The following is a 15,114-nucleotide window of genomic DNA, read 5'->3' as shown; positions in this document are numbered from 1 at the left end:
CATTTCTTCACCTGTGGAGCTTTTTAAGTATGGCACGCGTAACTGTTCAGGACGCTGTAGAGAAAATTGGTAACCGTTTTGACCTGGTACTGGTCGCCGCGCGTCGCGCTCGTCAGATGCAGGTAGGCGGAAAGGATCCGCTGGTACCGGAAGAAAACGATAAAACCACTGTAATCGCGCTGCGCGAAATCGAAGAAGGTCTGATCAACAACCAGATCCTCGACGTTCGCGAACGCCAGGAACAGCAAGAGCAGGAAGCCGCTGAATTACAAGCCGTTACCGCTATTGCTGAAGGTCGTCGTTAATCACAAAGCGGGTCGCCCTTGTATCTGTTTGAAAGCCTGAATCAACTGATTCAAACCTACCTGCCGGAAGACCAAATCAAGCGTCTGCGGCAGGCGTATCTCGTTGCACGTGATGCTCACGAGGGGCAAACACGTTCAAGCGGTGAACCCTATATCACGCACCCGGTAGCGGTTGCCTGCATTCTGGCCGAGATGAAACTCGACTATGAAACGCTGATGGCGGCGCTGCTGCATGACGTGATTGAAGATACTCCCGCCACCTACCAGGACATGGAACAGCTTTTTGGTAAAAGCGTCGCCGAGCTGGTAGAGGGGGTGTCGAAACTTGATAAGCTCAAGTTCCGCGATAAGAAAGAGGCGCAGGCCGAAAACTTTCGCAAGATGATTATGGCGATGGTGCAGGATATCCGCGTCATTCTCATCAAACTTGCCGACCGTACCCACAACATGCGCACGCTGGGCTCACTTCGCCCGGACAAACGTCGCCGCATCGCCCGTGAAACTCTCGAAATTTATAGCCCGCTGGCGCACCGTTTAGGTATCCACCACATTAAAACCGAACTCGAAGAGCTGGGTTTTGAGGCGCTGTATCCCAATCGTTACCGCGTAATTAAAGAAGTGGTGAAAGCCGCGCGCGGCAACCGTAAAGAGATGATCCAAAAAATCCTCTCTGAAATCGAAGGGCGTTTGCAGGAAGCGGGAATACCGTGCCGCGTCAGTGGTCGCGAAAAGCATCTTTATTCGATTTACTGCAAAATGGTGCTCAAAGAGCAGCGTTTTCACTCAATCATGGACATCTACGCTTTCCGCGTGATCGTCAATGATTCTGACACCTGTTATCGCGTGCTCGGGCAAATGCATAGCCTGTACAAGCCGCGTCCGGGTCGCGTGAAAGACTATATCGCCATTCCTAAAGCGAACGGCTATCAGTCGTTGCACACCTCGATGATTGGCCCGCACGGCGTGCCGGTTGAGGTCCAGATCCGTACCGAAGATATGGATCAGATGGCGGAGATGGGTGTTGCCGCGCACTGGGCTTATAAAGAGCACGGCGAAACCAGTACTACCGCACAAATCCGCGCCCAGCGCTGGATGCAAAGCCTGCTGGAGCTGCAACAGAGCGCCGGTAGTTCGTTTGAATTTATCGAGAGCGTTAAATCCGATCTCTTCCCGGATGAGATTTACGTTTTCACACCGGAAGGGCGAATTGTCGAGCTGCCTGCCGGTGCAACGCCCGTCGACTTCGCTTATGCAGTGCATACCGATATCGGTCATGCCTGCGTGGGCGCACGCGTTGACCGCCAGCCTTACCCGCTGTCGCAGCCGCTTACCAGCGGTCAAACCGTTGAAATCATTACCGCACCGGGCGCTCGCCCGAATGCCGCGTGGCTGAACTTTGTCGTTAGCTCAAAAGCGCGCGCCAAAATTCGTCAGTTGCTGAAAAACCTCAAGCGTGATGATTCTGTAAGCCTGGGCCGTCGTCTGCTCAACCATGCTTTGGGTGGTAGCCGTAAGCTGAATGAAATCCCGCAGGAAAATATTCAGCGCGAGCTGGATCGCATGAAGCTGGCAACGCTTGACGATCTGCTGGCAGAAATCGGCCTTGGTAACGCAATGAGCGTGGTGGTCGCGAAAAATCTACAACATGGGGACGCCTCCATTCCACCGGCGACTCAAAGCCACGGGCATCTGCCGATCAAAGGCGCTGATGGCGTGCTGATCACCTTTGCGAAATGCTGCCGCCCCATTCCTGGCGACCCGATTATCGCCCACGTCAGCCCCGGTAAAGGTCTGGTGATCCACCATGAATCCTGCCGTAACATCCGTGGCTACCAGAAAGAGCCAGAGAAGTTTATGGCTGTGGAATGGGATAAAGAGACGGCGCAGGAGTTCATCACCGAAATCAAGGTGGAGATGTTCAATCATCAGGGTGCGCTGGCAAACCTGACGGCGGCAATTAACACCACGACCTCGAATATTCAAAGTTTGAATACGGAAGAGAAAGATGGTCGCGTCTACAGCGCCTTTATTCGTCTGACCGCTCGTGACCGTGTGCATCTGGCGAATATCATGCGCAAAATCCGCGTGATGCCAGACGTGATTAAAGTCACCCGAAACCGAAATTAATGTTTTATGAACCCAACACGTTATGCACGCATCTGCGAAATGCTCGCCAGGCGGCAGCCTGATCTGACCGTCTGCATGGAGCAGGTCCACAAACCTCATAACGTTTCTGCGATTATTCGTACCGCAGATGCCGTTGGCGTACATGAAGTTCACGCCGTCTGGCCTGGTAGCCGCATGCGCACCATGGCTTCGGCAGCGGCGGGTAGTAACAGCTGGGTACAGGTGAAAACACACCGCACCATTGGCGATGCCGTCGCTCATCTCAAAGGCCAGGGCATGCAGATTCTGGCAACCCATCTTTCTGATAACGCTGTCGATTTCCGCGAAATTGATTACACTCGCCCGACCTGCATTTTGATGGGACAGGAGAAAACGGGCATCACGCAGGAAGCATTGGCCCTGGCGGATCAGGACATCATCATTCCGATGATCGGCATGGTGCAGTCGCTGAATGTTTCCGTTGCCTCAGCCCTCATTCTTTACGAAGCCCAGCGTCAGCGGCAAAATGCAGGCATGTACCTGCGTGAAAACAGCATGTTGCCGGAAGCAGAGCAACAACGCCTGTTGTTTGAAGGCGGCTATCCGGTGCTGGCGAAAGTCGCAAAACGCAAAGGCCTGCCTTATCCCCACGTCAATCAGCAAGGCGAGATCGAAGCTGATGCCGACTGGTGGGCTACTATGCAGGCTGCAGGGTAAGTGCCATGAAAGGTCGCCTGTTAGATGCTGTCCCACTCAGTTCCCTAACGGGCGTTGGCGCAGCACTTAGTAACAAACTGGCGAAAATCAACCTGCATACCGTGCAGGATCTACTCTTACACCTTCCCCTGCGCTACGAAGATCGCACCCATCTCTACCCCATCGGAGAACTACTGCCGGGCGTTTATGCCACGGTGGAAGGCGAAGTGCTGAACTGCAATATCTCCTTCGGCGGTCGGCGGATGATGACCTGCCAGATCAGCGACGGTTCCGGCATCCTCACCATGCGCTTTTTCAATTTCAGCGCGGCAATGAAAAATAGCCTGGCGACGGGCCGCCGTGTACTGGCTTATGGCGAAGCAAAGCGCGGTAAATATGGTGCGGAGATGATCCACCCGGAATACCGCGTGCAGGGCGATCTCAGCACGCCAGAATTACAGGAAACGCTCACGCCGGTTTATCCAACAACGGAAGGCGTAAAGCAGGCCACGCTGCGTAAATTAACCGACCAGGCGCTGGATCTGCTCGATACCTGCGCCATTGAAGAACTCCTGCCGCCGGAACTGTCACAAGGAATGATGACGCTACCGGAAGCGTTGCGCACTTTGCACCGCCCGCCACCGACGCTACAGCTTAGCGATCTGGAAACCGGGCAGCATCCGGCGCAACGTCGTCTGATTCTGGAAGAACTGCTGGCGCACAACCTCAGCATGTTAGCCTTACGTGCCGGAGCACAGCGTTTTCATGCCCAGCCGCTGAGCGCCAATGACACGCTGAAAAATAAACTCCTCGCCGCCTTACCGTTCAAGCAAACGGGCGCACAGGCACGCGTAGTGGCGGAGATCGAGCGCGATATGGCGCTGGATGTGCCGATGATGCGTCTGGTGCAGGGCGATGTAGGTTCCGGTAAAACGCTGGTCGCCGCCCTCGCCGCGTTGCGTGCGATTGCCCACGGCAAACAGGTAGCATTGATGGCACCAACCGAATTACTCGCCGAGCAGCACGCCAATAACTTCCGCAACTGGTTTGAACCGCTCGGTATCGAAGTGGGCTGGCTCGCCGGTAAGCAGAAAGGCAAAGCGCGACTGTCTCAGCAGGAAGCCATCGCCAGCGGTCAGGTGCAGATGATTGTTGGTACGCACGCCATCTTCCAGGAACAGGTGCAGTTTAACGGTCTGGCGCTGGTGATTATCGACGAACAACATCGCTTTGGCGTGCATCAGCGTCTGGCGTTATGGGAGAAAGGCCAGCAGCAAGGCTTCCATCCGCATCAGTTGATCATGACCGCCACGCCGATCCCCCGCACGCTGGCAATGACTGCGTATGCCGATCTCGATACCTCGGTGATAGATGAGCTGCCGCCAGGCCGCACGCCAGTGACTACGGTCGCTATTCCTGATACCCGCCGTACCGACATCATTGACCGCGTGCGCCACGCCTGCATAACTGAAGGTCGTCAGGCGTACTGGGTTTGTACGTTGATTGAAGAGTCGGAATTGCTGGAAGCGCAGGCGGCGGAAGCTACCTGGGAAGAGTTGAAACTGGCGCTACCAGAGTTGAACGTTGGCCTGGTACACGGGCGGATGAAACCTGCCGAGAAACAGGCGGTGATGGCGTCGTTTAAACAAGGTGAGCTACACCTGCTGGTTGCCACAACCGTTATTGAAGTCGGCGTTGATGTGCCTAACGCCAGTCTGATGATTATCGAAAACCCGGAGCGTCTGGGTCTGGCGCAGTTACACCAGCTTCGCGGGCGTGTAGGTCGTGGTGCGGTGGCTTCTCACTGCGTGCTGCTCTACAAAACGCCGCTCTCCAAAACCGCGCAAATTCGGCTGCAAGTGCTGCGCGACAGCAACGACGGTTTTGTGATTGCACAGAAAGACTTAGAGATTCGCGGACCGGGTGAACTGTTAGGTACGCGTCAGACGGGTAATGCTGAGTTTAAAGTGGCGGATTTACTGCGCGATCAGGCGATGATCCCGGAAGTTCAGCGCCTGGCGCGACATATTCACGAACGTTACCCACAACAAGCAAAAGCCCTGATAGAACGCTGGATGCCGGAGACGGAACGTTACTCCAACGCATGACCAGACTCATCACAAGACAAGTCACGCAGTAAATCTTCAATCTGGATAGTGAGGATATCCATTGCCTCATACGCATCCTGTGCAATTCGCGCCGCCATTGCGCCTTCCGGTTCACCACGCAGAATTTCAGCCGCTGCCTGTACGCCAGCCACAATCATTTCAGGTGTTAACATTTGGCGAAGAAAAGCGCGATTATCAGAGGACCAGCCATCTTTATGGCCTAATGGATGCCCCCAGCCTATCCATTCTTGCGACCATAACGGATTGGCTTCTATGGGATAAATTAGATGCGCGGCATACTGAATAGCACACACCGCTTTTCCTGGCGTATCCAGCGCCCACCAGCGCGACCAGAGAGAACGAATTAACGGCGCGGCCCCACCCAGAGTATTGAACACCGCCAGCCAGCAAAGAACGTTATTGAAACCACGCTCGTTATCCATACGCTGCAACGCGGTGTCCAGTAAAAATTGCCGTACCTGCTGGCGTTGGGAAGCATTCATCATCTCCTGCCAGAGATAGGGCCGACACAATGCCTTCATTAAGGATTCTTCGAAGTGATCACCATAACCGCCAGCTAAAACGGTTTCATGCCATTGCGCCAGGCAGAGCGGAAACAGATAGCGAAACAACTCTATTTGCATCGGTTCGTTATAAACGAGATTGAGTACATAGTAAGCACTCAAATCCCATTCGCTGATCTGCTGCCACTCTTTAGCCGCCAGCGCCTTGAGTTCGGCATCTGCGTAATCAAATTCCGTTTCCCATACACAGAGCACTGGCGGCTCATCACCAAAAATATGGCGACAGTGTTCACGTAGCGTTTCCGGTTCCTTCCGACGCTTTTTCATTTTTAACCGGCAAAAATCGGCAACATTAAATACAGCTTAATCACCAGCGCATTGACGATATCGATAAAGAACGCACCGACCATCGGCACCACCAAAAACGCCATGTGCGACGGGCCAAAGCGTTCAGTGATCGCCTGCATGTTGGCGATTGCCGTTGGCGTTGCACCGAGGCCAAAACCACAGTGACCCGCAGCCAGCACTGCCGCATCGTAGTTTTTGCCCATCATGCGCCAGGTAACGAAGATGGCATACAACGCCATGAAGATGGTCTGTACCACCAGAATCGCCAGCATCGGCAGCGCCAGCGAAGCCAGCTCCCACAGTTTCAGCCCCATCAGCGCCATCGCCAGGAACAACGACAGGCTTACGTTACCCAGCACGGATACCGCACGCTCAAAGACGCGGTAAAAGCCCATCATTGACAGACCGTTGCTCAGAATCACGCCAACAAACAGTACACAGACGAAGGTCGGCAGTTCAAAAGCAGTGCCAGCCAAAAGTTGCGCAACAATTTTCCCCACCGTCAGGCAGATAGCAATCAGCGCGATAGTTTCAATCAGCACCAGCGAGGTGATCATGCGGCCCACATCCGGCTTTTCAAACGCCGTCGGGACTTCCTGGTCATCCGGAATACCGTTCGGCGTGGTGGAGTGTTTCACCAGATAGCGCGCCACCGGACCGCCAATCAAGCCGCCCAGCACCAGACCGAACGTTGCACAGGCCATCGCCACTTCCGTCGCATTGGTGAAGCCATAACGTTCAATGAACAATTTACTCCACGCAGCGCCCGTACCGTGACCGCCGGAAAGCGTAATAGAACCGGCCAACAGCCCCATCAGCGGATCAAGCCCTAACAGGCTAGCCATACCAATGCCAATGGCATTTTGCATCACCAACAGACCAACAACCACAATCAAGAAGATGCCAACCACACGCCCACCGGCACGCAAACTGGCAATGTTGGCGTTCAGGCCAATGGTGGCGAAGAAAGCCAGCATTAACGGATCGCGCAGGGACATATCAAAGTTGACTTCCCAGCCCATGCTTTTTTTCAGTACTAGTAGCGCCAGCGCCACCAACAAACCACCCGCAACAGGTTCCGGTATGGTGTATTTCTTCAAAAAGGAGACGGAATGGACCAACTTACGCCCGAGCAGCAACGTCAGCGTTGCGGCAACAAGCGTTGCTAAAGTATCGAGATGAAACATAGTTACTCCTTTGTATCCGCATCACTCTTTCATACTCGTCATACTTCATCGCGCAGTGGCAACTTCATGAACTATGACGGGTATCGAGTTATGCTTTCCTGGGTCAAATTCTCAGCTGTTAATGAACAAATGGCATGGATTTTAAGCAGAAAAATACCAAAAGTTATATAAAAAAGTGCATTTATCTCATTTAAATATTTAGATGAGGATGTGGCAAACGTTTGCTTTTCTCTTTCGGTCAGCTAAAATGCCCGCTTTGCTACCACGGGATTGTTTTCGATGTCTGTTTCCACCCTCGAGTCAGAAAATGCGCAACCGGTTGCGCAGACTCAAAACAGCGAACTGATTTACCGTCTTGAAGATCGTCCGCCGCTTCCTCAAACCCTGTTTGCCGCCTGTCAGCATCTGCTGGCGATGTTCGTTGCGGTGATCACGCCAGCGCTATTAATCTGCCAGGCGCTGGGTTTACCGGCACAAGACACGCAACACATTATTAGTATGTCGCTGTTTGCCTCCGGTGTGGCATCGATTATTCAAATTAAGGCCTGGGGTCCGGTTGGCTCCGGGCTGTTGTCTATTCAGGGCACCAGCTTCAACTTTGTTGCCCCGCTGATTATGGGCGGTACCGCGCTGAAAACCGGTGGTGCTGATGTTCCTACCATGATGGCGGCTTTGTTCGGCACGTTGATGCTGGCAAGTTGCACCGAGATGGTGATCTCCCGCGTTCTGCATCTGGCGCGCCGCATTATTACGCCGCTGGTTTCTGGCGTTGTGGTGATGATTATCGGCCTGTCGCTAATTCAGGTTGGGTTAACGTCCATTGGCGGCGGTTACGCAGCCATGAGCGATAACACCTTCGGCGCACCGAAAAATCTGCTGCTGGCAGGCGTGGTCTTAGCCTTAATTATCCTGCTTAACCGTCAACGTAACCCTTACTTACGCGTGGCCTCACTGGTGATTGCGATGGCGGCCGGATATGCGCTGGCGTGGTTTATGGGCATGTTGCCAGAAAGCAACGAACCGATGACGCAAGAACTGATTATGGTGCCAACGCCGCTCTATTACGGTCTTGGCATTGAATGGAGTCTGCTGCTGCCGCTGATGCTGGTCTTTATGATCACTTCGCTGGAAACCATTGGCGATATCACGGCGACCTCTGACGTTTCCGAACAGCCAGTGTCCGGTCCGCTGTACATGAAACGCCTGAAAGGCGGCGTGCTGGCAAACGGCCTGAACTCGTTTGTTTCGGCGGTGTTTAACACCTTCCCGAACTCCTGCTTCGGGCAAAACAACGGAGTGATCCAGTTGACTGGTGTTGCCAGCCGCTATGTCGGTTTTGTCGTCGCGCTGATGTTGATCGTGCTGGGTCTGTTCCCGGCAGTGAGCGGTTTTGTACAACACATTCCAGAACCGGTTCTGGGCGGCGCAACGCTTGTAATGTTTGGCACCATCGCCGCCTCCGGTGTGCGTATCGTTTCTCGTGAGCCGCTGAACCGTCGGGCGATTCTGATTATCGCGCTGTCGCTGGCGGTTGGTCTGGGCGTGTCTCAGCAGCCGCTGATTTTGCAGTTTGCCCCTGAATGGCTGAAAAACCTGCTCTCCTCCGGGATCGCCGCGGGCGGTATTACTGCCATCGTGCTGAATCTGATTTTCCCACCAGAAAAACAGTAATTCACTGGCGGCGGTAAGATAATTACCGCCGCAGTCTCACCTCTTTCACCATTCCCGCCTTGAGGATTGCGCGTAAATCGTGCATAACTCCCTTATGTGCATTTCACGGGATGGAAGACCATGAAATTTATTGGGAAGCTGCTTCTCTACATTCTCATCGCTCTGTTAGTGGTGATCGCTGGCCTCTATTTTCTTCTGCAAACCCGCTGGGGAGCAGAACATATCAGCGCATGGGTTTCCGAGAATAGCGACTATCATCTGGCCTTCGGGGCGATGGATCACCGTTTTTCCGCGCCATCTCATATCGTGCTGGAGAACGTCACGTTTGGTCGTGATGGTCAGCCCGCGACCCTGGTAGCAAAAAGTGTCGACATTGCGCTAAGCAGTCGGCAACTGACCGAACCACGCCATGTCGATACCATCCTGCTGGAAAACGGGACGCTGAATCTCACCGACCAGACCGCGCCGCTACCGTTCAAAGCCGATCGTCTGCAACTGCGTGATATGGCGTTTAATAGCCCGAATAGCGAATGGAAACTGAGCGCGCAGCGGGTAAATGGCGGCGTGGTTCCGTGGTCACCAGAAGCCGGTAAAGTGCTGGGTACGAAGGCGCAGATTCAGTTTAGTGCCGGATCGCTTTCGCTCAATGATGTTCCTGCCACCAATGTACTGATTGAAGGCAGTATTGATAACGATCGCGTTACGCTGACTAACCTGGGTGCCGACATCGCGCGCGGGACATTAACCGGAAACGCGCAGCGTAACACCGACGGCAGCTGGCAAGTGGAAAACCTGCGCATGGCGGATATCCGTCTACAAAGCGAAAAATCGCTAACCGACTTCTTTGCGCCATTACGCTCTGTCCCGTCGTTGCAGATTGGTCGCCTGGAAGTGATCGATGCTCGTTTGCAAGGTCCGGACTGGGCGGTGACCGACCTCGATCTCAGCTTGCGCAACATGACCTTCAGTAAAGATGACTGGCAGACACAAGAAGGCAAACTGTCGATGAACGCTAGCGAGTTCATTTATGGTTCGCTGCATTTATTTGACCCGATTATAAACGCGGAATTTTCCCCGCAGGGCGTAGCGCTGCGCCAGTTCACCAGCCGCTGGGAAGGGGGTATGGTCAGAACGTCAGGGAACTGGCTGCGTGACGGGAAAACGTTGATCCTTGATGATGCGGCAATTGCCGGGCTGGAATATACCTTGCCGAAAAACTGGCAACAGTTGTGGATGGAAACGACACCCGGTTGGTTAAACAGCCTGCAACTGAAGAGATTTAGCGCCAGCCGCAATCTGATCATTGATATCGACCCTGACTTCCCGTGGCAGCTCACCACGCTCGATGGTTACGGTGCCAACCTGACGCTGGTTACCGATCATAAATGGGGCGTCTGGAGTGGCTCGGCGAATCTGAATGCCGCCGCCGCGACATTCAATCGTGTTGATGTTCGTCGCCCGTCGCTGGCGCTGACCGCCAACAGCAGCACGGTGAATATCAGCGAACTGAGTGCATTTACTGAAAAAGGCATTCTGGAAGCCACTGCCAGTGTTTCACAAACGCCACAACGTCAGACCCATATCAGCCTGAATGGACGCGGTGTGCCGGTGAATATTTTGCAACAATGGGGATGGCCTGAATTACCGTTGACTGGCGACGGCAATATTCAGCTTACCGCCAGTGGAGATATTCAGGCCAATGCCCCGCTGAAACCTACGGTTAGCGGGCAATTGCATGCCGTGAACGCCGCAAAGCAGCAAGTGACTCAAACCATGAATGCTGGCATCGTTTCCAGCGGTGAAGTTACATCGACGGAGCCGGTGCGGTAAACATCAATCTCGCCGGGTACGACTCAGACGTACCCGGCATTCCATCAATAGATTACAACGTAATTGTCAGCGCATTCCCTTGAGGCTTCACCACCAGCCCCTGCTCACTTTCAGCCTGCGAACCACCTTGCAGACCATTTACTTTCACAACATTGCGCAAGCACAGTGTCCAGTTCTTCGTCTCGCCCGCACCAGTCACAGTAATCGTGTTGCCAGTACGTGCTGCTTTTAAAGTAAAGATCACCGAACCGTCAGCAGCGGGCACTTCACAGACGGCTTCATGCCCGTCTTGCAGATTAAAGAGGTGGAATGCCGTGCCTTCGTGCCACACGTAATCGGGACGTTGATCGTTGTTGCCCAGCGCCAGTAGAGTGTTATCACGCACATAAACGGGCAGACTCAGGAAGCCGTGCTGCTGTTTATGCCAGCGACTACCGTCGAGTTCATCGTTGTGCCACAGGTGTGTCCAGCGACCTTCCGGCAGGTAGAACTGCACATCGCCCGCTTCAGTGAACACCGGCGCAACCATCACGTTGTCGCCTAACATGTATTGACGGTCAAGGTAATCACAAGCCGGATCGTCCGGGAACTCCATCATCATGGCCCGCATCATCGGCGTACCCCGCGCGTTCGCACGCGCAGCTTCACGATACAGATACGGCATCATGCGGCATTTCAGTTGCGTGAAGAAGCGCACCACATCACAGGACTCATCATCGTAGGCCCACGGCACACGATAAGATTTGCTACCGTGTAAACGGCTATGGCTGGAGAGCAAACCAAACGCGCACCAGCGTTTGTAAACGTGCGCCGGAGCGGTATTTTCAAAGCCGCCGATATCGTGGCTCCAGAAGCCAAAACCTGAAAGGCCAATAGACAAACCACCGCGCAGGCTTTCCGCCATTGATTCGTAGTTAGCGTAACAATCGCCACCCCAGTGTACCGGGAATTTCTGCGCACCGACGGAGGCCGAGCGGGCAAACAAGACAGCTTCTTCCTCACCAACGGTGTCCTTGAGCACGTTCCACACCAGTTCGTTGTAGATGTACGCATAATGGTTATGCATTTTCTGCGGATCGGAACCGTCAAACCACTGAACATCAGTTGGGATACGTTCGCCAAAGTCGGTCTTAAAGCAATCAACGCCCATCGCGACCAGACCTTTCAGTTTGTCGGCGTACCATTTGCAGGCATCCGGATTGGTAAAGTCATAAATCGCCAGACCTGGCTGCCATTTATCCCACTGCCATAGCGAACCGTCCGGGCGTTTGAGTAAATAGCCTTTCTCTTGTAACTCTTTAAAGACGGGGGATTTTTGACCGATATAGGGGTTAATCCAGACGCAGATTTTCAGTCCTTTCGCTTTCAGGCGGCGGATCATCCCTTCCGGGTCAGGGAAAGTCAGCGGGTCCCACTCAAAATCGCACCACTGGAAGGCTTTCATCCAGAAACAGTCAAAGTGGAAAACATGCAGCGGCAGATTGCGTTCCGCCATACCATCGATAAAGCTGTTTACCGTCGCTTCGTCGTAGTTGGTGGTAAATGAAGTGGTTAGCCACAGGCCGAAGGACCACGCGGGCGGCAGCGCCGGACGACCAGTAAAGCGGGTATAACGATCAAGTACCGCTTTCGGCGTCGGGCCGTCGATAACAAAGTATTCGAGATATTCACTCTCAACGCTGAACTGCACTTTGGAGACTTTCTCCGATCCCACTTCAAAAGAGACACACTGGGGATGATTGACCAGTACCCCATAACCACGGTTAGTCATGTAGAACGGGATATTTTTATACGCCTGTTCAGTACTTGTGCCGCCGTCCCGGTTCCAGGTCTCTACCGTCTGGCCATTGCGCACCAGGGCAGTAAAGCGCTCTCCCAGACCGTAAACTGTTTCGCCAACGCCAAGATCAAGCCGCTCAAACATATAATTGCGTTGATTATTCGTGTCCTGCACGTAGCCATTATTTTTCACCTGACTACCGGTAATACGTTCGCCGTTGCGCAGAAAATCCAGTGACCAGAACTCACCTTTGCTGACACGCGCGCTTAAGTTGCCACTTTTAAACTCAGCATAACGTTCTGTGTTTTCGATTGTGACCTTCACGTCCTGCAAAATATTGAGCGGATAATGAGGACCGTTATTCAGCGCCCCCTGAAAATGCTCAATCCGCACACCGACAATACCTTCCTGTGGGGAGAAAAAGCGCAACGTAAATAAAGGCGTATCAAGCTGCCAGGTACGTTCACGCACATCACGGGGGGCAGCATAGACCACCATTTCATTATCCTGCTGTTCAACCTCGAACACCTGAAGCGGGTGAATCAAATTGAGGCCAGGTTGAATCAACCAGTTTCCATCGCTAATTTTCATTGCCGTTCCTTAGTTCTGCACTTCTTGAGAGGTGAATTGTTGCTGGCAACGGCGTTTACCCTGAGCCAGCTGTTCCATAACGGTTTTCAGATTGTGCGTCGTGAGTGAGTAGTAGCGTTTAGCGATAATCGCGCTCAGCAAATAACAGATCGCCGGAACAATCGTGAATAGCGCAATAATGATGCTAATCGTGGCGCTGTTCTGCGCTTTTTCTGCCGCATCATATCCGCCATAAGCCAGCATCCAGCCGATAAGAGCGCCGCCGAAGGCCAACCCCAGTTTGAGCACAAACAGCGTGCCAGCAAAACTGATCCCGGTCAGGCGTTTACCATTGCACCACTCGCCGTAGTCGACGGTATCGGACATCATTACCCACTGGATAGGTGTCACCAGTTGATGCAACACACCAATCACGAAGATGAAGACAAACATAGTGATGCTGGCCTGCATGGGAACAAAGAACATCGCGAGGCTAATCACTGCCAGCAGGGCGTTCGTCCACCAGAAGATAGTGACTTTACATTTCCAGTCGGTCAGAGGTTTTGCCAGTGCGGAACCAATCAGGTTACCCACGCAATAAGTGGTGAGAAAAGCGACAAACACTTCCGGCGTGCCCAAAATCCATGTGACGTAATACATCATCGCCCCACCGCGTACGCACACCGCCAGGATATTGAAAATGGTTAGTAAACCGACAATCCGCCACTGGTCGTTTTGCCAGATATCACGTAAATCTTCCCGCATAGACGTTGTTGTAGGTGGTGCTTCAACGCGTTCTTTAGTGGTGAAGAAACAAAATGCCAGCATCATGAATGCCACCACGGAAAGGACCGCGATACCGCCCTGGAAACCGAGTGGTTTATTATCACCGCCAATTAAATTAACCAGTGGCATCATCAGAACAGTAGAAAGCATGCCTCCCGCGGTCGCCAGCACAAAACGCCAGGATTGCAGCGAGATACGCTGAGTCGGGTCATTGGTGATTACACCACCCAATGCGCAGTAAGGGATATTGACGACGGTATAAAGTAAGGTAAGTAGGGTGTAAGTAATTGCTGCATAGATCATTTTGCCGTTCATACTGAGATCTGGCGTGCTATAGGCCAGTACACAGACGATCCCGAATGGCAGTGCGCCAAACAGTACCCACGGACGAAATTTACCCCAGCGAGAGCGCGTTCGATCGGCCAACAACCCCATGCAAGGATCGGAAATCGCATCCAGTGCACGAGCGACCAAAAACATGGTTCCGACAAATCCGGCAGGAATGCCAAAAATATCGGTATAAAAGAACATCATATATAACATTACGTTATCGAAAATAATGTGGCTGGCGGCGTCTCCCATGCCATAACCAATTTTCTCTTTAACGGACAACACTTCACTCTTCATCTGCTTTTCCTTGATGCTATAGGGGTGCTGAGACCGATAACGCATTTTGTAAACCATCCCTGTGAGAGCGAATATTCCGATATCTGGTTATTAATTTATGATTCTTGTTTTATGTGATCGTGGTAGCGTTAATTCCGCTCATATATCATTGTAAAATATGGGTTTTATATGAACTATAATGCTTTCGTGATAATACGCTGCGTGTATTAGGCGGAAAAAACTGATCTGGGGGATGTAGAAACTCAAGGAAGTAGCTATAATGCGCCCCGCCTCCATGTAGCAATCGAGGCGCGGAAGATCGTCGTCTCCGGTGAGGCGGCTGGACTTCAAATCCAGTTGGGGCCGCCAGCGGTCCCGGGCAGGTTCGACTCCTGTGATCTTCCGCCAATTAACATCTTCTGAACTCTCCCGATGTCAATCCCCCCTTCTAATTCCTTGTATATCAGGATTCTTTTGTATCCAGAAGTCAACCGACTTCACTCCGCATCAAGTTGCTTTTGGGGGTACTTTAGGGGGTATTATTTCCTATTGAAATATCAGCACCCCCATAATTGGTAAAATATGATAGATAACAAC

The 15,114-nt window shown here is 52.9% G+C and carries 10 protein-coding genes and 1 tRNA gene; 7 read left to right on the top strand and 4 right to left on the bottom strand.

Annotated elements, in window-relative coordinates; genetic code table 11:
• The first annotated feature begins 29 nt into the window (after nucleotides 1-29).
• Genes rpoZ through recG form a run of 4 tightly spaced genes read left to right on the top strand, consistent with a single transcriptional unit; the run spans nucleotide 30 to nucleotide 5,215 of the window.
• Nucleotides 30-305, top strand: a complete 276-nt coding sequence (rpoZ, locus tag E0D98_RS07585) for a DNA-directed RNA polymerase subunit omega (protein WP_000135058.1) — start codon at nucleotides 30-32, stop codon at nucleotides 303-305.
• 18 nt (nucleotides 306-323) lie between these two features.
• Nucleotides 324-2,432: a bifunctional GTP diphosphokinase/guanosine-3',5'-bis pyrophosphate 3'-pyrophosphohydrolase gene (gene spoT / locus E0D98_RS07580; protein WP_000280488.1), complete on the top strand. Its 2,109-nt coding sequence runs from the start codon at nucleotides 324-326 to the stop codon at nucleotides 2,430-2,432.
• Nucleotides 2,433-2,438: 6 nt separating this feature from the next.
• Entirely contained in the window at nucleotides 2,439-3,128 is a 690-nt protein-coding gene (gene trmH / locus E0D98_RS07575) for a tRNA (guanosine(18)-2'-O)-methyltransferase TrmH (RefSeq protein ID WP_001070177.1), read from the top strand.
• 5 nt (nucleotides 3,129-3,133) lie between these two features.
• Nucleotides 3,134-5,215 (top strand): ATP-dependent DNA helicase RecG, encoded by a 2,082-nt coding sequence (gene recG / locus E0D98_RS07570; protein ID WP_000678448.1) that lies wholly within the window; start codon nucleotides 3,134-3,136, stop codon nucleotides 5,213-5,215.
• On the opposite strand, the gene E0D98_RS07565 is transcribed toward recG, so the two are convergent.
• Nucleotides 5,200-6,066 (bottom strand): hypothetical protein, encoded by an 867-nt coding sequence (locus tag E0D98_RS07565; RefSeq protein ID WP_000747329.1) that lies wholly within the window; start codon nucleotides 6,064-6,066, stop codon nucleotides 5,200-5,202. The genes recG and E0D98_RS07565 overlap by 16 nt on opposite strands.
• Before the next feature lie 2 nt (nucleotides 6,067-6,068).
• A complete protein-coding gene (gltS, locus tag E0D98_RS07560) occupies nucleotides 6,069-7,274 on the bottom strand; it encodes a sodium/glutamate symporter (protein ID WP_000468836.1) in 1,206 nt (401 codons plus the stop codon).
• A 279-nt stretch (nucleotides 7,275-7,553) separates the two neighbouring features.
• Here gltS and xanP point away from each other — a divergent pair, with 279 nt between their 5' ends.
• A complete protein-coding gene (xanP, locus tag E0D98_RS07555) occupies nucleotides 7,554-8,945 on the top strand; it encodes a xanthine/proton symporter XanP (protein WP_001295238.1) in 1,392 nt (463 codons plus the stop codon).
• A gap of 120 nt (nucleotides 8,946-9,065) precedes the next feature.
• On the top strand, nucleotides 9,066-10,775 hold the full coding sequence (locus E0D98_RS07550; protein ID WP_131890574.1) for an AsmA family protein: 1,710 nt from the start codon (nucleotides 9,066-9,068) through the stop codon (nucleotides 10,773-10,775).
• A 52-nt stretch (nucleotides 10,776-10,827) separates the two neighbouring features.
• Here E0D98_RS07550 and yicI read toward each other — a convergent pair whose 3' ends face one another.
• Both yicI and E0D98_RS07540 read right to left on the bottom strand, forming a co-directional pair.
• Nucleotides 10,828-13,146: an alpha-xylosidase gene (gene yicI / locus E0D98_RS07545; protein WP_000702899.1), complete on the bottom strand. Its 2,319-nt coding sequence runs from the start codon at nucleotides 13,144-13,146 to the stop codon at nucleotides 10,828-10,830.
• Nucleotides 13,147-13,155: 9 nt separating this feature from the next.
• Nucleotides 13,156-14,538, bottom strand: a complete 1,383-nt coding sequence (locus tag E0D98_RS07540) for a glycoside-pentoside-hexuronide family transporter (RefSeq protein WP_000834439.1) — start codon at nucleotides 14,536-14,538, stop codon at nucleotides 13,156-13,158.
• A 292-nt stretch (nucleotides 14,539-14,830) separates the two neighbouring features.
• Here E0D98_RS07540 and E0D98_RS07535 point away from each other — a divergent pair.
• Nucleotides 14,831-14,925 (top strand) — tRNA-Sec (locus E0D98_RS07535).
• The last annotated feature ends 189 nt before the right edge of the window (nucleotides 14,926-15,114 follow it).

It is taken from the genome of Escherichia sp. KCJ4928, assembly GCF_004352695.1.
GTDB lineage: Bacteria > Pseudomonadota > Gammaproteobacteria > Enterobacterales > Enterobacteriaceae > ECMA0423.
Note: the sequence above shows the minus strand (reverse complement) of the source record. Positions and strands in the feature narration are given on the sequence as shown.